Annotated in this window: 22 protein-coding genes; 4 read left to right on the top strand and 18 right to left on the bottom strand. The window is 35.5% G+C overall.

Going from position 1 to position 22179, the window contains the following annotated elements; all coding sequences use genetic code 11:
• Positions 1 to 2 precede the first annotated feature (2 nt).
• From ACB104_RS15715 to ACB104_RS15680, 8 genes are all read right to left on the bottom strand, one after another.
• Positions 3 to 1355, bottom strand: a complete 1353-nt coding sequence (locus ACB104_RS15715; protein WP_370480257.1) for an ABC transporter permease — start codon at positions 1353 to 1355, stop codon at positions 3 to 5.
• Between the two features lies 1 nt (position 1356).
• Positions 1357 to 2601, bottom strand: coding sequence for an efflux RND transporter periplasmic adaptor subunit (locus ACB104_RS15710; RefSeq protein WP_370480256.1), 1245 nt, complete (start codon positions 2599 to 2601; stop codon positions 1357 to 1359).
• Positions 2602 to 2704: 103 nt separating this feature from the next.
• A complete protein-coding gene (locus ACB104_RS15705; RefSeq protein WP_370480254.1) occupies positions 2705 to 3520 on the bottom strand; it encodes a DUF4249 domain-containing protein in 816 nt (271 codons plus the stop codon).
• A gap of 4 nt (positions 3521 to 3524) precedes the next feature.
• Entirely contained in the window at positions 3525 to 5897 is a 2373-nt protein-coding gene (locus ACB104_RS15700) for a TonB-dependent receptor (RefSeq protein ID WP_370480253.1), read from the bottom strand.
• Positions 5898 to 5970: 73 nt separating this feature from the next.
• Positions 5971 to 8181, bottom strand: a complete 2211-nt coding sequence (locus ACB104_RS15695; protein ID WP_370480251.1) for an NADP-dependent isocitrate dehydrogenase — start codon at positions 8179 to 8181, stop codon at positions 5971 to 5973.
• Between the two features lie 858 nt (positions 8182 to 9039).
• A complete protein-coding gene (gene rplS / locus ACB104_RS15690; RefSeq protein WP_370480249.1) occupies positions 9040 to 9390 on the bottom strand; it encodes a 50S ribosomal protein L19 in 351 nt (116 codons plus the stop codon).
• A gap of 268 nt (positions 9391 to 9658) precedes the next feature.
• Positions 9659 to 10336, bottom strand: coding sequence for a tRNA (guanosine(37)-N1)-methyltransferase TrmD (trmD, locus tag ACB104_RS15685; RefSeq protein WP_370480247.1), 678 nt, complete (start codon positions 10334 to 10336; stop codon positions 9659 to 9661).
• 215 nt (positions 10337 to 10551) lie between these two features.
• Positions 10552 to 10788 (bottom strand): hypothetical protein, encoded by a 237-nt coding sequence (locus ACB104_RS15680; protein ID WP_370480245.1) that lies wholly within the window; start codon positions 10786 to 10788, stop codon positions 10552 to 10554.
• Positions 10789 to 11225: 437 nt separating this feature from the next.
• On the opposite strand from ACB104_RS15680, the gene yaaA reads away from it, so the two are divergent.
• Positions 11226 to 11984: a peroxide stress protein YaaA gene (gene yaaA, locus ACB104_RS15675; protein ID WP_370480244.1), complete on the top strand. Its 759-nt coding sequence runs from the start codon at positions 11226 to 11228 to the stop codon at positions 11982 to 11984.
• Between the two features lie 35 nt (positions 11985 to 12019).
• A complete protein-coding gene (locus tag ACB104_RS15670) occupies positions 12020 to 12745 on the top strand; it encodes a tetratricopeptide repeat protein (protein ID WP_370480242.1) in 726 nt (241 codons plus the stop codon).
• Here ACB104_RS15670 and ACB104_RS15665 read toward each other — a convergent pair whose 3' ends face one another.
• Entirely contained in the window at positions 12746 to 12880 is a 135-nt protein-coding gene (locus tag ACB104_RS15665; RefSeq protein ID WP_370480241.1) for a 30S ribosomal protein THX, read from the bottom strand. It abuts the gene before it with no gap.
• Positions 12881 to 12982: 102 nt separating this feature from the next.
• Here ACB104_RS15665 and ACB104_RS15660 point away from each other — a divergent pair, with 102 nt between their 5' ends.
• Together ACB104_RS15660 and ACB104_RS15655 are read left to right on the top strand one after the other, a co-directional pair.
• Positions 12983 to 13636 carry a uracil-DNA glycosylase family protein gene (locus ACB104_RS15660; RefSeq protein ID WP_370480240.1) on the top strand — a complete coding sequence of 218 codons (654 nt, stop codon included), beginning with the start codon at positions 12983 to 12985 and terminating at the stop codon, positions 13634 to 13636.
• Between the two features lie 124 nt (positions 13637 to 13760).
• Complete coding sequence (locus tag ACB104_RS15655; RefSeq protein ID WP_370480238.1) at positions 13761 to 15002, top strand: DEAD/DEAH box helicase; 1242 nt, start codon at positions 13761 to 13763, stop codon at positions 15000 to 15002.
• Here ACB104_RS15655 and ACB104_RS15650 read toward each other — a convergent pair.
• From ACB104_RS15650 to ACB104_RS15610, 9 genes are read right to left on the bottom strand one after another with little or no spacing between them, the layout of a single operon-like run.
• On the bottom strand, positions 14999 to 15451 hold the full coding sequence (locus ACB104_RS15650) for a tRNA (cytidine(34)-2'-O)-methyltransferase (protein ID WP_370480236.1): 453 nt from the start codon (positions 15449 to 15451) through the stop codon (positions 14999 to 15001). The two genes, ACB104_RS15655 and ACB104_RS15650, sit on opposite strands and share 4 nt — an antisense overlap.
• Positions 15451 to 15666 carry a hypothetical protein gene (locus ACB104_RS15645; RefSeq protein ID WP_370480235.1) on the bottom strand — a complete coding sequence of 72 codons (216 nt, stop codon included), beginning with the start codon at positions 15664 to 15666 and terminating at the stop codon, positions 15451 to 15453. The genes ACB104_RS15650 and ACB104_RS15645 overlap by 1 nt, the downstream gene beginning before the upstream one ends.
• A complete protein-coding gene (gene trpA / locus ACB104_RS15640) occupies positions 15663 to 16427 on the bottom strand; it encodes a tryptophan synthase subunit alpha (protein WP_370480233.1) in 765 nt (254 codons plus the stop codon). Before trpA ends, ACB104_RS15645 begins: the two co-directional genes overlap by 4 nt.
• A 3-nt stretch (positions 16428 to 16430) precedes the next feature.
• Positions 16431 to 17612 (bottom strand): tryptophan synthase subunit beta, encoded by a 1182-nt coding sequence (gene trpB, locus ACB104_RS15635; RefSeq protein ID WP_370480231.1) that lies wholly within the window; start codon positions 17610 to 17612, stop codon positions 16431 to 16433.
• Positions 17613 to 17614: 2 nt separating this feature from the next.
• On the bottom strand, positions 17615 to 18238 hold the full coding sequence (locus ACB104_RS15630; RefSeq protein WP_370480230.1) for a phosphoribosylanthranilate isomerase: 624 nt from the start codon (positions 18236 to 18238) through the stop codon (positions 17615 to 17617).
• Positions 18235 to 19020 carry an indole-3-glycerol phosphate synthase TrpC gene (gene trpC / locus ACB104_RS15625; RefSeq protein WP_370480228.1) on the bottom strand — a complete coding sequence of 262 codons (786 nt, stop codon included), beginning with the start codon at positions 19018 to 19020 and terminating at the stop codon, positions 18235 to 18237. The genes ACB104_RS15630 and trpC overlap by 4 nt, the downstream gene beginning before the upstream one ends.
• Positions 19020 to 20012: an anthranilate phosphoribosyltransferase gene (gene trpD, locus ACB104_RS15620; protein ID WP_370480226.1), complete on the bottom strand. Its 993-nt coding sequence runs from the start codon at positions 20010 to 20012 to the stop codon at positions 19020 to 19022. Before trpD ends, trpC begins: the two co-directional genes overlap by 1 nt.
• Positions 20013 to 20022: 10 nt before the next feature.
• Positions 20023 to 20589 (bottom strand): anthranilate synthase component II, encoded by a 567-nt coding sequence (locus tag ACB104_RS15615; protein WP_370480224.1) that lies wholly within the window; start codon positions 20587 to 20589, stop codon positions 20023 to 20025.
• 1 nt (position 20590) lies between these two features.
• Positions 20591 to 21997, bottom strand: coding sequence for an anthranilate synthase component I family protein (locus ACB104_RS15610; protein WP_370480223.1), 1407 nt, complete (start codon positions 21995 to 21997; stop codon positions 20591 to 20593).
• Between the last annotated feature and the right edge of the window lie 182 nt (positions 21998 to 22179).

The following is a 22179-nucleotide window of genomic DNA, read 5'->3' as shown; positions in this document are numbered from 1 at the left end:
TTCTATTCAGATCTTAGAGCTTGAATTGGTCTTTTGTTGGCAGCCGCTTTTGCTGGAAAAATACCAAACGTAAGCCCTACCAAAACGGCTATAAAAAAGGACACGGTTATTGATGAAAGCGACAATATGGTTTCTATACCAGAAACAGCTTCAATAATGTATGCGCTAAGTATTCCCAAAACAATTCCAACAATGCCACCGCCAACACTTATTAGTACAGATTCTGAAAGAAATTGTAAAATAACATCTTCCTCAGTAGCACCAATGGCGCGAATAATACCAATTTCCTTTGTGCGCTCCAAAACGGATGCCAACATGATATTCATAATACCTATACCACCAATGAGTAGTGAGATACCTGCTATAATACTCAATACAACATTGAAAATCTGTTTTGTTTTTTGTTGCTGTTTTAAAAGTTGAATAGGAATGGTAATTTCAAAATCCAAAACATCGTTGTGCCTGCGTTTAAGCATTTTGCTCAATATCTCAGCAGTAGCTTTTAATTGGTTTGAGTTGGCAACCTGAACCGTTAGTTTGTCTATTTGATGATAATTGCCACGTGGCATTTTCTGTTGAGGTCCATTTTGGTTTTGGTTAAGTGCGTTGGCATCATCTGTAATAATTTTACGGTCTTTATACCTTACCAAAAAAGTGTTTAGTGGGATGTATACGTCTTCATTTAAATCTCGAATACCGAGATTTTCCTGTGCTTTATCTGAAATAAATTTCTCTTCAATAACGCCAATAACATGCAGCCAAACGTCTTTAACTTTTATTTGTTTACCCAGAGCACTTTCCCCAGTAAACAGTTTTTTTTCCACTTTTTTTCCCACAATACAAACGGGCATGGCATTTTTTATTTGGTAATCGGAGAAAACTGACCCGTTATCGAGTGTAATATTAGAAGCTTCAAAAAAACTAGGAGAAATGCCAACAAGTTTTACTGGATTTTGCCTTCCGTTGTTGATGACGTAAGTGTTCATAACAATTTCCGGACTAATCAACTTTACACTAGGGATGTGTTTTTTTATGCTGTGGGCATCTAGAACATCCAACCCCTTTGAAAACCTTTTAGATTCGGTTTTACCACTTTCTTCTTCATCTTCGCTGTCATCTTCATTTTCCTCATCGGGTATTGGAGTTACAACAATATTATTTACGCCAACGAGTTCCAATTGGGCCAATATTTCTTTTTCTGCACCGTTTCCAATAGCCAACATGGCTATTACCGAGGCAACCCCGAATATGATACCTAATGCAGTTAGAAAAGTCCTAACTTTATTGGTTTTAATAAACCAAAAGGCCTCGCTAAAGCTGGATTTTAGTTTTTCTAAAAGTATTCTATCTATCATGTTATTTTAATAGCGTTATACTTTTCTCATCCAAATCTTTGGGTTTGTTTAAGTAAACAATTTCATCTTCCTCTAAACCTTTGTTAACTATAATAACTTCGTTGTTTGAATCGCCAAGTTCTAACTGTTTTTTTATTATGGATAAACCGGATTTTACGTAGGCAAAACTTATGGAATCTTTTGAAAAAACAGCTTCCAACGGAATCATTAAAACATCATCCTCTTGCTTGGTAAGAATTTTGTTGGACGTGGTCATTCCAGGGCGAATATTTTCATTTGTACCGTTAAGCTTTATTAAAACCTGAAATAGCTTTATATCTGAACCAACTTTTGTTTCCCCAACGTTTGCAACATCAGTAACTACACCGTCCAGTTCAATATTAGGAAAAGCATCAAAGCCTACCTTTACAGTCAGCCCTTTTCTTAATTTTCGAATATCAACTTCGTTGCAAAAAGTTCTAGATTCCATCTGAGATAAATCTGGTAAACTGGCAACTGCAGGATCCCAAGGGCTAATTGTAGAACCAACTTTTCTTTTATTTCCACCCCATTCCCGAATATAGGTTACCATGCCATCATCATCAGAATATATGGTGAATTCCTTTTGAAGATCCAATAAGTCGTCAATTTGTTTTTTGTATTTGGAAACTTCGGTTCCAACTTCGATCATTTTTGCATTGGCCTGTCTTTTTTTAATGGAATAATCTGTTCTTTTTTCCTTTAAATCCCGCTCGGTTTTTTCAATGTTGATTTCTAAAGACCTTATTGTGGCTGGGGGTTCATATTGTGACCGTGTCAATTCCAGTTTGTCTTCTTCAATTTTAAACAACAGATCTTTAATGGCATTACGCTCTTGTTTTAGTGTTAGCGTAGTATCTAATTGTTGTTGGATATATCTTGATTCTCCTTGTTCCAGGTTTAATTGGGCATCTTGTATGCGCCCATTTAGTTCGGTAACATCCAATTTGCCTACATAATCTCCTTTTTTTACAACTGTTCCTTCGGGTACCAGGTCTTGGATTTTTATTTGGTACAAACCAAAACGTCTGGCATTACTGGGGCCGTCAATCTTTTTTGAACTCGTGGATTGTGCTTCACCAGAAATAAAAACCTCATTTAAAAAAGTGCCTTTTACTACTTTAGTGGTAAGCGAAACGTCTTCATCACTTGATGAGCTGAAGTATGAGTAAGCAATAATTGGTAAAACAATTATGGCTATGATTATGGCAATTCTTTTTTTGGTCATGCTTGTTTTTTGTTGATGAAGTTTTAAAATTACAAAAAAAACATTCCTGTAGGATTTTATTTAGTTAAATATATGCCAATATTTCAGAGCTATTTGAAGGGATTTATTCGATTAAATAAGTGAAAACATCTGTTTCGGAAATCTTAAAATAGCCTAGTGGAAAATTATCCGGATTGGTTTGGTTAATACAGTTTCCTCTCAAGGTTGCGGGTTGGGTTTCGAAGGGGTCTCCAGAGTTTTCGTCGGTTTGTTGGAGTAGGATGTTGTAGTATTCATAAGCTCTTTTTGAAATACCGTAATTTGTAATTTTGATTTCATCGTCCAAAGCTATGTCTTCATTCGAGTAAAAGGCGAATATCCTATTGCCGTCCGTAAATTTATCCTCATAAACTTCAAAAAAGGTAGATTCGAACTTGACAATATCAAATTCAAATAAATAAAAGTTTTCAATGTCCTTTGGATCTGTATAAAAGGCTTTAAGTTCAATTTCATTTCCAGAAAAGCCACCGTCATTTTTTTGTTCCACTGATTCTATTGGTACAACAGGCATCAGTGTTTCAGTAGCTGTATAAAGTTCATTGTTATAAGTTACATATAAATAATACGTTTCGCCAATTTCGGGTATAAAGGAATCATTATTGTAGATGCCTGAATTTCCTTCTTCAACAAACGAGAATGCGTTATTTTTTAAATCGGTAACGGTAACTATTGCGCCTGTTGCAGGTGGAATTTCTGTATCAAAATATGGAGCGGTTAGGCTTAACTTAATAGTTTGAAATTTGCCATCAGTGCCTTTTTCCCAGTTGATGGAAGCATCAATTACCAATCTTGGCTCAGAATTTTTTAGGTCTAAATTAATAACATCCTCGCAAGAAAATATTAATAAAAAAAATAAAGTAACTTTAAATATACTTTTCATAATCTTAAAGTTTAAAGTTATAAGATATAGATGGTACGATTCCAAAAATTGACAACCTTGTTGCCTCATTAAAACCTGTTTTTTCGTTTTGCCCAAAAGATATTGATGCAGCGTTTTTGCGATTGTAAACATTGTAAATACTGAACACCCAATAACTTTGCCAACCTTTTGTCTTTTTTGGCTTTGGCGTGTAATTCAAGGCTAAGTCTAGTCTGTTATAGGAAGGAAGCCTATTTTCGTTCCTTCCTTCGTAGTGGGGAATGTTAAGTCCGTTATACTCGTATTGCGCTGTTGGAAAAGTGGCAGGCTGTCCCGTTTGGTACAAAAAATTGGCATTGATTTTCCATTTGCTGTTCCATTGGTAGCTTCCCGTCATTGAAATATCATGTGTTTTGTCATGGGGGGTTTTATACCAATTACCATTGTTTATACCCTGTTCACTTGGGGTTCTTCCTGGTGTTTGTTGCTCAGATTTAGAGAAGGTATAGGCTAGCCAACCATTTAGCTTGCCTTCGTTTTTACGCAGTAAAAGTTCTAAGCCATAAGCTCTGGCTCTTCCGTTCAATATAATTTGTTCAATGGAGTTGTTAGCAATTAAATCTGCTCCGTCTATATAATCAATTCTATTTTTAACTTTTTTGTAGAAGCTTTCCAGTTCCAAGGAATACAGGTTATCATTGAAATTTTTAAAATACCCTAAGGCATATTGGTCTAACAGTTGTGGCTTTACATATTTTCCGCTCGGTGTCCAAATATCCAATGGGGTGGGCGAGTTGGTGTTGCTCAACAAATGCAAATACTGACTCATTCTATTGTAGCTTAATTTTATTGAGCTATCGGTGTTCAACTGGTAGGCCAAGGAGGCTCTTGGTTCAAGATTGTAAAAGCTTTCAATAACATCACTTCTTTTAAGGGATTCTGTGCCTATTGGTTCCGCCTTTTCATAAATCTGAAAACCTTCATTAAAGACCACCGCTTCATCATTTTCATATATATTGAGCTCATCTTGCCCCAAACGATGGAAGCCACTCAATCTCAATCCATATGATAAGTTCAATTTTTCTGAAAGTTTATGTTCGGCATCTAAGTAAAGCGCATTTTCAAAAGCATATTTATTGGTTAATTTAAACGGATTGATGCCTGAAGTGGACACCGTTGGGTTTATTTCTCCTGGATTAAATTTATAGTAGATGCTATTTAAACCGTACTGAAGTTTTAACTTATTGCTGATATAGTGCTTGAAATCGTATTTTAAATTGAAATTTTGTATGCCTGAAACCCAATCAAACTGAACAAAATTCAATCTTAGACTATAGTAATAATCCGAATAAATAAACGAAAGGTTTGAGAAAAGCTTGTCTGAAAATAAATGGTTCCATCTAAAGTTTAAAACTGAATTGCCATAGGTGTTTTCAAAAGTATCCTGAATGCTAAAGACGTCCCGACCAAAATAACCTGAAAGATAGATGTTGTTTCTGTCGTTCAATTTATAGCTCAATTTGGTATTTAAATCGTAGAAATAGGCAACGTTGTCAATATCAAAAAGCGGCAGGAACAAATGGGCGTAGCTTGACCTGCCACCAAAAAGGAAGGAGCCTTGGTCTTTTTTTAAAGGGCCTTCTGCCAGCAAACGGCTAGAAACCAATCCGATACCACCGTTGGCGTGAAACTCCCTGCTGTTGCCTTCTTTTTGATAAATATCCAATACAGAAGAAACTCGGCCACCGTAGCGGGCAGGAATGCCTCCTTTAAATAACCTTAAGTCTTTTATGGCATCAGGATTGAATACCGAAAAGAAACCAAATAGATGTGATGAATTGTAAATGGTTGCTTCATCCAAAAGAATTAAATTTTGGTCGGCGGCACCACCACGAACATTGAATCCAGAAGCTCCCTCTCCGGCAGTTGTAACGCCTGGGAGTAATGAGATGGCTTTTATGATGTCTGATTCACCCAAAACAACAGGAATATCCTTTATGGTGTTTGAAGTGAGCTTGTTGACGCTCATTTGCGGCGCTTTTATATTGGGCTTTTCAATATTTTCCACAATAATAACTTCATCCAAATTTTCCAAAGCATCTGTTAGGCTGAAATTCTTCGTTATATCCTGGGAAAGGGTTATGGTTTCAGAAATGGAGTTAAACCCCAAAAAGCTTACGATAACTCTGTAACTTCCTTCAGGCAGTGTAATGGAGTAGAAGCCGTATTCGTTAGTTGTTGTTCCTGATTGAATTTCTGGGAAGATAATATTGACCCCAATTAAGGTTTCATTGCTTTTTTCTTCTGAGATGGTCCCACTAATGGTATATTTTTCTTGGCTGCTTAGGGTGTTGTAAAAACATAAAGCAAGGAGTAAACACATGAAGTTTTTTCTCATCAACGGGCAATTTGCATAAAAATAAAAAAAAGCCCCTTGAAAAGGAGCTTTTAACATTTTCTTTAACAGAATATTACGCTATAATAGCGTTGAAGGTTTTGCTTGGTCGCATCACTTTATTTGCTATTTCTTCATTGGGCTCGTAATAACCACCAATGCTTACTGGTTTGCCTTGTATGTCAGTCAATTCTTTTAATATTACGGCTTCATTATCGGCCAGTTGTTTGGCAATAGGCGTAAATTCATCTTTTAAGGCTTCATCTTTATTTTGTTTTGCCAATTCTTGAGCCCAATATAAAGCTAGATAGAAATGGCTTCCTCTGTTGTCCAATTCTCCAGCTACTCTTGAAGGTCCTTTTTTGTTCTCCAATAATGTGCTTGTAGCATCATCCAAAGTTTCAGCTAAAATTTTAGCTTTTGCGTTATTGTTCACTTCGCTAAAATGCTCTAAAGAAACTGCCAATGCTAAAAATTCGCCCAAGGAGTCCCAACGTAAATGGTTTTCTTCTAACAATTGTTGGACGTGTTTTGGGGCAGAACCACCAGCTCCGGTTTCAAACAAACCACCACCATTCATTAATGGTACAATAGAAAGCATTTTTGCACTTGTTCCAACCTCTAAAATTGGGAATAAATCGGTTAGATAATCACGTAATACATTTCCAGAAACCGAAATAGTGTCTTTTCCTTCTTTAAGCCTTTTGCATGTGAAGATAGTGGCATCTATTGGTGATAAGATTCTCAAATCCAATCCAGTTGTATCGTGGTCTTTTAAATAGGTGTTTACCTTTTTTATTAATTCTGCATCGTGCGCTCTGTTTTCATCCAACCAAAAAACAGCGGGTGTTTCGGAAGCTCTTGCTCTTGTAACGGCTAATTTAACCCAGTCTTGTATTGGGGCATCTTTAGTTTGGCACATTCTCCAAATATCGCCTTCCTCAACATGGTGTTCCATAAGTACTTTACCAGAGGCATCAATCACTTTTACAATACCGTTTGATTGGATTTCAAATGTTTTATCATGAGAACCATATTCTTCTGCTTTTTGTGCCATAAGTCCAACATTAGGAACTGTTCCCATTGTTGTGGGATCAAAAGCACCGTTTTCTTTACAGAAATCAATAGTTGCGGCATAAACGCCCGCATAACTGCTATCTGGGATAACTGCTTTTGTGTCCTGCAACTTGCCTTCTGAATTCCACATTTTGCCAGAAGTACGTATCATGGCAGGCATGGAAGCATCAATTATAACATCGCTAGGCACGTGTAAGTTGGTGATTCCTTTTTCGGAATTTACCATAGCAATGCTAGGGCCTTTTTTGTAAGTTGCCTCAATATCTGCTTCAATTTTTTTACGTTCAGTTTCAGGTAATTCCTGAATACGCTCTAGAAGATTACCCAAACCGGAGTTAACATTTACATCAAGATCCTCTATAACCTTACCATATTTTGCAAAAACATCCTTAAAATATGCTTTTACTGCGTGGCCAAAAATTATAGGGTCGCTCACTTTCATCATGGTGCCTTTCATGTGCAGCGAAAATAAAATACCTTTATCCCTAGCATCTGCAACTTGCTTGTCTAAAAAGCTTACCAATGCTTTTTTGCTCATAACCGTTGCGTCGATGATTTCGCCCTTTAACAATTTGAAACTGTCTTTTAAAATGTTGGTGTTGCCTTCGCCATCAACATGTTCAATAGTTATGCTTGTAGCTTGAGGAACCGTAACAGATTTTTCATTATGCGCAAAATCACCTTCGCTCATTGTTGCCACGTGGGTTTTTGAATCTTTTGCCCATGCTCCCATAGAGTGTGGATTGTTTTTGGCGTAGTTCTTTACGGCTTTTGGCGCACGTCTATCACTATTTCCTTCACGAAGTACAGGGTTTACAGCACTACCTTTAATTTTATCGTAACGTGCTTTGGCATCGTTTTCGGCATCGTTAGCTGGCTCATTAGGATAATTAGGAATTTTATAGCCCAGAGATTGTAATTCCTTAATTGCTCCTTTTAACTGGGGAATTGAGGCACTAATATTGGGTAATTTAACAATATTAGCCTCTGCCTTTGTTGCCAATTCACCTAGGATGGCCAAATCATCTGAAACCATTTGGTCTTCCGATAAATAATCTGGAAAGACTGCCAAAATTCTAGCTGCCAAAGAAATGTCTTTGGTTTCAATATCAATACCTGAAGATTTAACAAATGCTTGAACGATTGGAAGTAATGACCTTGTGGCTAGTGCCGGGGCTTCATCGGTTTTTGTATAAATGATTTTAGACATTCCTGTGATTTAATTTTTAGAATTATTACCAAGCTAAAAACATAGTAAAAAGGGCTTCGTTTTTAGCGTTGCGAATATACAAAAAAAAGGTAGTTATTTAAGCTCAATCGATTAACTTAAAAGATAGAGCAAATTATAATTGTTATAATTTTAAAAAAGCAGGTTAGTAATAGCAATTTATTAATAAACGGGAAGAAAAGTTATAAAAAAACAAAAGCCATATCATTTAGAATTTAATCTATGTTGACATGGCTTTCTCGAAATAACTCTGCGTGACCAAATTAGTATTGCTACTAAACAAACTTAAAATTTTCATTCAAATTTTTTGGTTCAAGTTTTGTTATTTCAACGAAACATTGTTGCAATTTTCAAAATGTATTGACTTATTGCACCGTGTTTCTGTTAATTGTTTTTCTTGATACTGTTAACTCCCTCTTCGTTTTCACGTTAAATTTATCAACAGTATTGCTTTAATTACAGTTTATACTTTCGTTTACCCTGTTTTTCAAGCTTTCAATCATTTTAGTTATTACCTGCTTGTACGTGTAACACTTTTCATGATATCTTGGTTTTCTCGCCTGTACACGCATACACGTGCTGCTCGTCCACCTCAAAAAACAATTTTTGTATAAGAACGTTACCTTATTTAGGGTATAATATAAATTCGTTGTTGAGACGAAACCAACATAACGTTGTTATTATTCCTTCTACTAAGATACAACTAAAAAGCAGAATAGCCAAATTTATCAACCAATTAGTTTTCAACAGTTTGTGAACCTATTTTATTCACTTTTGTTAATAAAAAAAGCCTTGAGATTTCTCAAGGCTTTATATACTGCTGTTGCAGCAAAAATGCTGTTAATGTCTTGCTTCTTTAATTCTGGCTTTTTTACCAGTAAGACCTCTAAAGTAGTAAATTCTTGCTCTACGCACTTTACCACGTTTATTAACTTCAATTTTTTGCAATGCCGGCAAGTTTATTGGGAAAATACGCTCTACACCAATAGATCCAGACATTTTTCTAATTGTAAAAGTTTCTGAAGCCCCAGAACCTCTTCTTTGTATTACTGTGCCTCTAAAAAACTGGGTACGAGTTTTGTTACCCTCTTTAATTTCGTAATAAACCGTAATAGTGTCTCCGGCCGAAAAATCAGGTAATTCCTTTTTTGTAACAAATTCGTCTTGTACAAATTTTACTAAAGATTCCATATCTTTAAAATTAATAGTGTTTGATTCAGAACAACATACACGATTTTCGCCAGAGGTTAACCCGAAATTGGGTGCAAAGATAATTAAAAAGTTAACAGTTTAAAGTAAAAAGTTAAAAGTTTTTTGCTTTTTTATGGTGTTCCTTTTTGCTGGTTGTTTTGTGCTTCTGTTTACCGTGGTAGATAGCAAAAAGTCAGGCTTTCACTACTCGCTTCCTCCTTCGTCTGCGAGCTCAAACATGCCGTTCAATCCTTAACACGTTTAAAAATTAATCATCCAACAAATCAGGTCGTCTTTCTTTGGTTCTGAGATAGGCTTGTTCTTCGCGCCATTTTTCAATTTTGGGTAAATTGCCACTAAATAACAATTCAGGAACTTTCCAACCTTTGTATTCTCGAGGTTTGGTGTAAATGGGCGGAGCCAATAAATTATCCTGGAACGAATCGGTTAGGGCAGAGGTTTCATTGCCTAAAACCCCTGGGATCAATCTAATAACGGCATCGCAAAGTACAGCAGCGCCAAGCTCACCACCGGAAAGCACATAGTCACCAATAGATATTTCCTTGGTTATAAAATGGTCGCGCACACGTTGGTCAACCCCTTTATAATGGCCACATAAAATAATGATGTTTTCCTTGAGCGATAGTTGATTGGCCATGCCTTGTTTTAGAGTTTCGCCATCGGGTGTCATATAAATCACCTCGTCATAATAGCGTTCGGCTTTTAAGGCCGAGATACATTTATCAATAGGCTCTACCATCATTACCATGCCGGCACCGCCTCCAAATTGCGTGTCGTCAACAGATTTATAATTATCGGAGGTGTAATCTCGTAAATTGTGAAAATGGACTTCAACCAACCCCGCTTCAATGGCACGTTTTAAAATGGAGGCTTCAAACGGACTTTTAAGCAATTCGGGCAAAACGGTTATAATGTCAATGCGCATAGCTGTTTTTTAAAGATGTGCAAAGATAATTTAATTGTTTGGGATTTTTAGATTGGGCTTTTGGGAAGTTCGTTTAACGTGTTTGTGTATGGTTAGTTGCGTGTTTGAGCAACTAATTTAGTAAACAAAAACGAACGCGAGAAAATTCCGAAGGAATTTTCTAAATAAGCACTTGCCAAAGCAATTAATTATAAACGGTGTTAGCAAACGTTTTATTATGACAATTTTGCTTTTTTTCTTTTTCGGTATGTGAGAATGCTACCAATGATAATTAGAATAATTGAAGGGTAAAAACTCAGCATTGCTAATATTCCAGGACCTACTGCATTACCTGCGTCAATTAGTCCTAATGTATCAAGTCCTAATAAAATTAATAAAGGTCCAGTCCCTAAAATGAATATTATTATTCCAATCTTTAATGTTTTATGTAATTTACTCCAAGTTGATTTCATCTTAGTTAATTTAGTCAAGGTTTACTAATGGTTAGTTTGTAAATGTATGACAATTTTCGGTCAAGCATTTGCTTTTACGTTTTATTATAGTCAGAGTTAGTTTTTATTTACCGTTTTCAAAGTCATTCAGCCGCAACATTATCGTTTTACTTGGTGTCAGTCAGAAGTTTTTTTGTTATAAAACTGATATTTTTTAAAATCCTTAGAATTATTATTCGTTTTAAAAATACTTCACACACATTGGTCTTAATGTTTACTAATGCGATGATATGCGTTGTTTCAATGACTTATATCAGTCGTTAAACGAAGGTAGTTGAAATTTTTTACAATCAAGATATAAATTCAACTTATCGCAGCATTAAAAATTATTCTAACATAAGATTATTAAAATGCCATAGTAATCGTAAATTTGAAAAAATTGAAAACGAAAGCATTAAATGAAATTAGTACTGTCACCGGCAAAATCATTGGATTTTGAAAGTAAATTGCCCATAGAGAAATATACCCAACCACAGTTTTTAGAGCAGTCTGAACGCCTAAACAAATTATTGAAGAAGAAATCGGCCAAAAACCTTTCGAAACTTATGAGTATTTCGGATGCCTTGGGACAACTCAATTACGAACGTAACCAAACTTGGGAATTGCCTTTTACAAAAGACAATGCAAGGCAAGCGATTTATGCCTTTAGTGGTGATGTTTATCGCGGGTTGGATGCATATAGCATTCCAAGAGACAAAATAGAAAAGCTGCAAGGTACAGTTCGTATCCTTTCTGGTTTGTATGGTTTATTAAAACCAACAGATTTAATACAACCCTACCGATTGGAAATGGGCACAAAAATGCCCGTTGGTACAAAAAAGAATCTTTATGAATTCTGGAAAATAGATATTGTTAAGGCCTTAAATGAGGAGTTGGAAGATGGTGAGTTGTTTTTGAATTTGGCAAGTAACGAATATTTTAAGGCCGTTGACGTAAAAGCACTTAAAGTGCCTGTGGTAACCGCTAATTTTAAGGATTTTAAAAATGGCGAATACAAAACCATAATGACCTACGCTAAATTAGCCCGTGGCTTTATGGCACGTTATATTATTGATAACGATGCTAATACCGTTGATGATGTTAAGGCCTTTAATTACGAAGGTTATAATTTTAGTGAGCCCATGTCCTCAGAAACCGAGTTGGTTTTTATAAGATAATACTTATTTTTGAGGCTTAACGTAAAGGGCTTTTAATGCATTATTATCTTGTTTTGGCACTCAACGGTTATTGCTTGTACCATATGTACACCAACCGCAGACCATATTATTGGTTTTTCATAATTATGTTCGTGCCTGTTGTTGGTAGTATTATTTACATCATCACCCAAGTTTATAATAAGCGAGATGCCGAGAAAATAACCAATGAAGTCGTAAACATTATAAATCCTACCAAAAAAGTCAAGGACTTAGAAAAGCGGTTGCAATTTTCAGAATCTTATCAAAATAGATTAAATCTTGCCGAAGCTTATTTGGAAATAAAGGATTATAATAATGCCATTGAACATTATTTGAATGTTTTGGAAGACCGTTCACAGAATAATTTTTACGCCACCAAACAGCTCATTGAAGCTTATTTCAATATTGAAGATAGCGACAAGGTTATTTTTTACACTGAAAAAATTAAGGACCATCCTGAGTTCAAAAAATCAAGAACACAATTTTTATATGGCTTAGCACTTGAGCGCATTGGCAAAATTGAAGAGGCTGAAGCTAATTTACGGCAGATTGATATTAGATATTCCTTTTATGAAGAGCGTTTAATTCTTGCAAAATTTCTTTTAAACATTAAAAAGAATGAGGATGCTATTGAAATATTAAAAGAGGTAAACACAGAAGCCAGCCATATGACTAAGCCAAATAAAAGACTCTATCGAGCTGCAATTCTGGAAGTTGAAAAGCTATTAAAAGAGTTGGAATAATTATTTTGGTTTGGCTTTGTCACCAACGCTGATTTTTGTTTCAACGGGTGTTTTTTTCTTAATTCTTGGTCTTCTTACCCCAAAAGTTCCACGATTTATTTTACCTCGTTTTGTTTTTTTATCGCCTTTTCCCATAGTGGTTTGATTTTAAAATAATCGATGTATAATTTAATGAAATCAACATTTTTAGCCAAATTTTTTGCGGGTTAAAACAAAACAACTTTATTTGGTTTTGTCATGTTCAAGCATAAACATCCATACAGCCCGTTTATAAAAGCAGATACTACAAAACTAATTGTGGGCACATTGCCACCACCGCGGTTTTCAACTGGCCAACTTTTGGAAAAGGATGTTGATTTTTGCTATGGAAGTTATTACAATTCCCTTTGGTTGTATATCGATAAAATACATAATTTGAATTTGCGTTACGACAATTCAAACGAAGCAGTTCAAGAGCGTAAACAGTTTTTAGTTGTGCACAAAATTGGGGTTTGTGATATTGTTGAAAGTTGTGAGCGTGCTAAAATTGATGCTTCAGATTTGGGAATGACTAATATTAAACTTAGAAATCTTATTGGCTATTTAAAGGAATTCCCAAATATCAGAACGCTTTTATTCACAGGAGGAAATAGTAAAAATGGCCCTGAATATTTCTTTAGAAAACATATTAAAGGACATAATATAAAGCTGAAACTGGTCTCCACCGAAATACCGCGGATTCATCAATTTCAATTAGGTTCGCGCATCATCAAAACAGTTTCACTAACATCTGCTTCTGGTTCTGCAAATCGAGCTATTGGAAGCCTGGCTTTATATCAACAGTTAAAAAATAAAAACCCTGATTTTAATACTTTTGATTTTCGTGTGATGCAGTATCAGGAGTTTTTTTAATTAAAAATTTAGCTCATAAATAACTAGCTTTAAATAAATTGCATATACCGATAAAATAGCTGTACCTTCGCCGTGCATTAGAAATGGCATTGAAAAAGAGATTGTCGTTTCCCAAATCAATTATATGTCATTTCAATCTTTAGGGCTATCTGAAGCCTTATTAAAAGCTATTAGCAAAAAAGGGTATACAGCCCCAAGTCCAATTCAACAAAAAGCCATTCCTCCAATTTTAAAAGGAAATGATATTCTTGCTTCAGCACAAACAGGAACAGGAAAAACAGCGGGGTTTACTTTGCCACTTTTGCATATTTTATCAGAAAATCGTAGAGAAAAATTCAAGCCAATTCGGGCATTAATTTTAACCCCGACTAGAGAACTCGCGGCCCAGGTTTATGCCAATGTACGCGAGTATGGTGCTTATTTAGATTTACGCAGTGCTGTTATTTTTGGAGGTGTTAACCAAAAACCGCAAGTTGCCCAAATTAAAAAAGGTATAGATATTTTGGTTGCAACACCTGGCCGATTACTCGATTTACAAAATCAGGGAATAATATCGCTAAAGCGCGTTGATATTTTTGTTTTAGATGAAGCCGATAGAATGTTAGATATGGGCTTTTTACGTGATATTGAACGGGTTATTAAAACAATGCCAGATAAACGTCAAAATTTGATGTTTTCAGCAACTTTTTCAAAAGATATAAAAAAGTTGGCCCATGGTATTTTAAATAATCCTATCCAAGTTGAAGCAACTCCTCAAAACACCACGGTTGAAGCAATAAGCCAAAAAGTATATCGTGTCGCTAAAGGGTTAAAAACAAATTTAATCATTAAGTTGATTTCTGAAGGAAACTGGAAACAAGTTTTGGTATTTACACGAACAAAGCATGGCGCCAACCGATTGTGCGAAAAAATGAAAAAGACTGGAATTTCTGCAGCCGCTATTCACGGCAATAAAAGTCAGGGGGCACGAACCAAAGCATTGGACGGATTTAAAAGAGGAAGTGTTAGGGTTTTAGTGGCAACAGATATTGCTGCCAGGGGTTTGGATATACCGTTATTACCCCATGTGGTTAACTTCGAATTGCCAAATGTTTCAGAAGATTACGTGCACCGAATTGGTAGAACTGGAAGGGCTGGAGCTAATGGACAAGCTTTATCTTTAGTTAGTGCAGATGAAACAACTTATTTAATAGATATTGAAAAGTTGATTGGCGAAAAAATTGAAGTTGAAATTATAGAAGGTTTTGAGCCAGACCCAAATGCGTCAGCAGAACCTATAAAGCCAGGTGGAAACCAACAACGGAGAAACTCAAATAATAGAAAAGGGTCTAATAATAAATCTAAATCAAGGAGAAGATATAATTAAATAAGGTGCCTTGTTCCTTCGTAAACCACAATACTAACGGCGTTTGATAAATTTAAACTCCGCACATGGTTGCTATAAAGCGGAATTTTAAAGAGGTTTTCCTTTTGAGCTGAAATCAATGATTTTGGTAATCCAACTGATTCTTTTCCAAAAATTAAAAACATATCATTTTCGAAAGGTATGTCCCAATGGTTTTTAGTACCATGACTGGATAAGAAGGCCATTTTTTTGCCCTGGTTTATTCTAAAAAAATCATCAATACTTGTGTAGTAAGTAACTTGTAAATGTTGCCAATAATCTAATCCGGCACGTTTAAGTCGGGTATCATCAATTTCAAATCCAAAAGGTTTTACCAAATGCAGATTAGAACCTGATGCTAATGCCAACCGACCAATATTACCAGTGTTATTCGGAATTTCGGGTTCTACTAAGACAATATTAAAGGGCATTATTTTTTGGATATTTTCAAAACTATTGCCATGATGAGCAATACAAATGGGAAGCCATGTAAAACAATATCAAACCAATCAATAAGTTGCATGCCTTTAGCACCACCAGCAATCCACCTAATTTTACCCCAAATATGCGGTTCTGGAAAAAAAGGTGCAAGCCCCAAGGTGAGGCAAAGCAAAATGATGATTTTAAAATCTTTGAAAAGTTTCATTCTAAAATAGAATTAACAAATTTATCAATCCTATTTATGCCTTCATTAGTGACATACTTTACAAAAGCACTACCTATTATTGCACCTTTGGCATATTGTGTAGCTTGGGTAAAGGTTTCGTTATTACTAATTCCAAAACCAATAATTTGTGGGTTTTTAAGATTCATTTTATCAATACGCTTAAAGTATTCAGTTTGTTCATTACCAAAACCAGATTTTGCACCTGTGGTGCTTGCGCTACTCACCATATAAATAAAACCGTTTGAAATAGAATCAATATATCTGATACGTTCGTCGCTAGTTTGTGGTGTGATTAAAAACACATTAATCAGACCATATTTTTCAAAAATGGCTTGATATTCCTCATGGTAAACATCAACAGGTAAATCAGGAATGATCAATCCGTCAACACCAATTTCCTGGCATTTTTTGCAAAATGCTTCAACACCATATTGAAACATAGGGTTGAAATATCCCATAATGATTAAAGGAATATTAACTGTTTTTCGAATGTCCTCTAGCTGGTTGAAAAGAATCTCAGTAGTCATACCATTTTTTAAGGCTTTAGTAGAGCTATCTTGAATGGTTGGTCCATCAGCCAGAGGGTCGCTAAAGGGCAGACCAATTTCAATCATGTCTACACCATTTTTCTCCAAATCTTCAATGATGGAAACCGTGTCGTTCAAGCTTGGGTAACCTGCTGTAAAGTATATAGAAAGAAGTTTCCTGTCTTCTGATAGTTTTTTATTAATTCTATTCACAATTTATATCTTAAAATATTCAATGTAGTTTTGTAAATCCTTGTCGCCACGACCAGATAAACTTACCACGATAACATCGTCTGGTTTAAAAGTCTTTTGCTCAAAAATGGCTAAGGCATGCGAGCTTTCAATAGCCGGAATAATGCCTTCCAATTTACATAATTCTAAACCGGATCTCATAGCTTCGTCATCGGTTATGGCCATAAATTCTGCGCGTCCCGTTTTACATAAATGGGCATGCATAGGGCCTACACCTGGATAATCCAACCCTGCCGAAATGGAATAAGGCTCGGTAATTTGTCCGTCGTTGGTTTGCATCAACATGGTTTTACAACCATGAATAATACCCTCTCTACCTAAAACCGATGTAGCAGCACTTTCACCGGAATCAACACCCAAACCAGCGGCTTCAACGGCTATAATGTTGACACCCTCTTCATGTAAATAATGATAAAAAGTACCAGCGGCATTACTTCCACCACCAATACAAGCTACGACATAATCAGGGTTTTCACGACCCTCCTGTTCTTTTAATTGCCATTTTATTTCTTCAGAAATGACCGATTGAAAGCGTGTTACCATATCTGGGTATGGATGCGGGCCAATAGCAGAACCAATAATGTAATGGGTGTTTACGGGGTTATTAATCCAATCGCGAATGGCTTCGTTGGTAGCGTCTTTTAAAGTACGACTTCCGGATAATGCAGGAACAACAGTAGCTCCAAGCATTTTCATTCTAGCAACATTTGGTGCTTGACGTGCAATATCAATTTCACCCATGTAGACAATGCATTCCAATCCCATTAAAGCACAAACCGTAGCCGTAGCAACTCCGTGTTGGCCTGCACCAGTTTCGGCAATAATTCGGGTTTTTCCCAAACGTTTTGCCATAAGAATTTGCCCAATGGTATTATTGATTTTATGCGCACCCGTATGGTTTAAGTCTTCACGCTTGAGGTAAATTTTGGTATTGTATTTTTCTGAAAGGCGTTTTGCAAAATAGAGTGGGGAAGGACGCCCAACATAATCTTTTAAAAGTTGGTTGAATTCTTTTTTAAATTCTGGTTCGGCCATGACTTTTAAATAGTTTTGGCGTAATTCTTCTACGTTAGGATAGAGCATTTCAGGAATAAATGCGCCCCCAAATTCACCATAATAACCTTTTTCGTCAACGTTATAACTCATGATTATTCAATCAGTTTATTTTTAAACTCTGTAAGTAATTCAATGTTTTTTAGTCCGGGTTCAATTTCAAATTTACTGTTTACATCCATGGCATAGCAATATTTTGAAGCCTTACTGCTTTTAAATGCTTTGATTTTTTCAACTTCATCAAATCCAATACCACCACTTAAAAAAAATGGTTTGGTTGATGGGTAATCCTTTAAAACATCCCAATTGAAGGTGTAGCCATTTCCACCGGGTAATTTTCCCTTGGTATCAAAAAGGAAATAATCAACTATATTTTCATAAGGTTTTAGCAATTCAAAATTGAATTCATCTTTTATTGAAAACACTTTGATAATTTCTATTTTTTCATTTTTTAAAGCGTCACAAAATTCAGGTGATTCTTCACCATGAAGTTGTACCGAATTTAAATGGTGTTTTTCTATTTTTGCTTGAATTAAATCAAGACTTGCATCAACAAAAACACCAACTTTTTTAATAGATTTTGAAATTTTAGGGATGTATTCCAAATCAAAGTTTCTCGCGGATTGGTTGTAAAATATAAACCCAAGATAATCTGGTTGCAACGCTGCAACTTGTTCTATATTATCTTGATATTTCATACCACAAACTTTCAGTTTCATCCTTCTAATGTCTTGATAAACTCTGTAGCACTTGCACCAGGGTTATCCGTTTTCATAAAGTTTTCACCTATCAAAAACCCTTGATAACCAAAAGGTTGTAATTCTTTAATAGCATCAATATTACTTATGCCACTTTCTGAAACTTTTACAAAATCATTTGGAATCAGAGTGCTCAATGATTTACTGGTTTGAAGGCTAACTTCAAAAGTTTTTAAGTTTCTATTGTTCACCCCAAGCATATCCAAACTTGGCATGATGGATTTTTGCAACTCTTCTTCATTATGAACTTCTAAAAGCACATCTAAATTCAAACTTTTGGCAAACTCTGAAAATTGTTTGATTTCTTCTCTTGTTAAGATGGCGGCAATCAATAAAATGACATCAGCACCATAGGCTTTCGCCTCAAGAATTTGGTACTCGTCGATGATGAATTCTTTGCGTAACAAAGGCAATTTGCAACTGGCTCTTGCAGTTAGTAAATCATCCAAAGAGCCTCCAAAATACTTGCCATCTGTTAAAACTGACATGCCACAAACACCGGCATTTTCATAACCAATGGCCACATCTTGAACGTTTAAACCATTGTTGATAATCGATTTAGAAGGCGACCTACGTTTGTGTTCTGCAATAATTCCTGATTTGCTATTTCTCAATTTGTTGGAAAGGGAAACAGTTTGTCTTTCAAACAAAACGGAATACTCCAGTTGAGAAACAGGAATTAAACTTTTCCTAAGCTCTACCTCTTTGCGTTTGTCTAATGTTATTTTGTCTAAAATATTCATTACTTACTCAACTCAATCAATTTATCTAAACTTTTTTTTGCTTTTCCCGAGAAGAGTGATTCTTTAGCCATTTCAAAACCTTCTTTATGTGAAATTTGTTTGGTAGTCGCAATGGCTAAACCAGAATTAGAACACACCACGTTGTTTTGAGCTTCAGTTCCTTTACCGTCAATAATATTCATAAATATTTTTGCAGCTTCTTCAACACTGTCTCCCCCAAAAATGTCCTCCTGCTTGATTTTTGAAAGTCCTAAATCCTCAGGTAAAAAAAGCTTTTCAGAATGATTTGAAACAATTTTTGCTTTTCCAGTCAATGAAATTTCATCATAACCATCCAAAGCATAAATAATATTATAGTTATTCTTTGTATTCTGAAGCAAAAAGCTGTAGAGTCTTAAAACTTCCAAATTAAAAACACCTAAAACATGGTTATTTGGAAACGATGGATTTACCAAGGGTCCTAACATGTTAAAAAAGGTTTTAACACCCAATTCACGACGAATAGGAGCAACATTTTTCATAGCAGGATGAAATAATGGCGCATGCAAAATGCAAATTCCCGCATGGTCTAGACAACGTTTTAAAAAGTCTTCATCATTTGAAAATTTAACACCAAGTTTTTCCATAACATTTGACGAACCAGAGGTCGAAGACACGCCATAATTACCATGTTTGGAAACATTAACACCCGCACCTGCCGTAATAAAAGATGAAAGTGTGGAGATGTTAAATGTGTTTTTACCATCACCTCCTGTTCCTACGATATCAATTGCATTGTAATCACTAAGATTTATGGGTACGCAAAGTTCTAAAAGGGCGTCACGAAATCCTTGAAGCTCTTCAATCGTAATACTTCGCATCATAAACACCGAAAGAAAACAAACTATTTGGCTGGGGTTATACATATCGTTAGATATGTTTACAATAACTTGTTTAGCCTCTTCAGTTGAAAGGGTTTCGTGGTTTATGAGTCTGTTTAAAATGTCTTTCATTCTTTATTCACTATTGGTTTACCCAGTTTTCTAGTATTTTTTTTCCATTAGGCGTTAAAACTGATTCTGGGTGATATTGAACTCCTTTTACATCATATTCTTTGTGACGAAGCGACATAACTTGTCCGTTTTCATCATATGAAGTAGCCTCCAAGCTATCTGGTAAATTTGAATTTACAACCCAAGAATGGTATCTACCAACTTCAATACTTTTATTTAGACCTTCGAAAATGGACTCGTCATCAACGCATATTTCAACTTTAGTGGCCACACCGTGATACACTTCATCCAAATTAATTAAAGAACCGCCAAAAACTTCGCCAATGGCCTGTTGGCCCAAACAAACACCTAAAATGCTTTTTGTTGGCGCATATTTTGCGATGATTGGTTTTAATAATCCGGCTTCATCGGGAATTCCAGGGCCAGGTGAAAGCACGATTTTATCAAAAGGCTCCACGTCTTCTAATACCAATTTATCGTTTCTTACAACGGTAACATCACAATTCAAATCTTCCAGATAGTGCACCAAATTATAGGTGAAACTGTCGTAATTATCTATAACTAATACCTTTTTCATCTTAAATATCTTCAGCTAAAGCAATAGCCTTGGTTAATGCTCCTAATTTATTGTAAACTTCTTGTAATTCGTTTTCTTGGTTTGACTTTGAAACCAATCCAGCACCGGCTTGCCAGTTTAATTTGTAGTCCTTGCTTAAAAACGTTCGAATCATAATGGCATGATTAAAATTACCTTCAAAGTCCATAAAGCCAATGGCTCCACCATAATATCCTCGGCTCGTTTTTTCATATTTTTCAATAAGTTGCATCGCCATATGTTTTGGTGCACCACTTAAGGTTCCGGCTGGGAATGTGTCCGCCACAACCTGCATGGTTGAGGTTGTATTGTGTTTTTGACCCGTAACTTTACTCACTAAATGGATTACATGGGAAAAGAACTGTACTTCTCTGTAAGTCTCAACTTTTACTTGGCTACCATGACGGCTCAAATCGTTTCTTGCTAAATCAACCAACATTACATGTTCGGCATTTTCTTTGTCATCATTTTTCAACTTTTCTGCCAAGACTTCATCTTTTTGTTCTTCTCCTGTGCGTTTGAATGTTCCTGCGATTGGGTGAATTTCAGCTAAACCATCGGTTACAATAAGTTGCGCTTCGGGCGAACTTCCAAAAATCTTAAAATCGCCGTAATCAAAATAAAATAAATAGGGAGAAGGATTGATGCTTCTTAAAGCACGATAAACATTAAAATCATCACCCGTAAATTCTTGGGAAAATCGTCTTGATAATACCAATTGAAACACATCGCCTCGGTGACAATGTTTTCTGGCCAGTTCTACATGTTCCCTAAATTCGTCATCAGTTAAATTGGAATTTATGTTTCCTTTTGAATTGAAATTGTACGAAGCGAAATTTTGAATGTTAATGAGTTTGTCTATCTCGTCAATGTTGTTTTCATGGTCTTCATAGCAATGGGCAAAGATATAAGCCTCATTTTTGAAATGATTGATGGCTATAATATTTTTGTAAACCGCATAATAAACATCTGGAATGACAACCGAATTATCTTTTTTACCAATTTCAATATCTTCAAAATACCTTACCGCATCGTATGCCGTATAACCAAAAATACCATTGTTGATGAACTTGAAGTTCTCTTGAGACTTCACCTTGAATCGTTTGGTGAAATTGTAAATCTCATCAACCACATTAACGTTTTCGGCAATATCTAAGTTCGTAGAACTTCCATCCGGAAATGTTTGTGAAATCACCTCGTTCTCAACCTTTATTGAAGCTATTGGGTTAAAACAGATGTACGAAAAGTTTTTGTGGTTTCTATGGTAATCACCACTTTCTAAAAGAATACTATTTGGATATTTATCACGTATCTTGTAGTACACGGTAACCGGTGTAATGGTATCCGTTAAGATTCTTTTATTATGTGTATAAAGGCTATAGGTCTTCATAAATTTAGTTTTATGTCATTCTGAAAACGATTCAGAACAAAGAAAAAGGCCTGTCGTGAATGACAAGCCTTTTTTATATTTTTTAGAGTTTTAAATATACCAGGTTTTACTTCACGAATGTTAGTTCTGAAAGCACCACCACCAAGTATTATTTAAAGCTGAATTCATTTATATTTTTTGAT

The sequence above is a fragment of the Tamlana flava genome (assembly GCF_041287255.1).
GTDB classification, from domain to species: Bacteria; Bacteroidota; Bacteroidia; order Flavobacteriales; family Flavobacteriaceae; genus Tamlana; species Tamlana flava.
The sequence above is the reverse complement of the archived record's forward strand: the minus strand, read 5'-3'. Positions and strand labels throughout refer to the sequence as shown.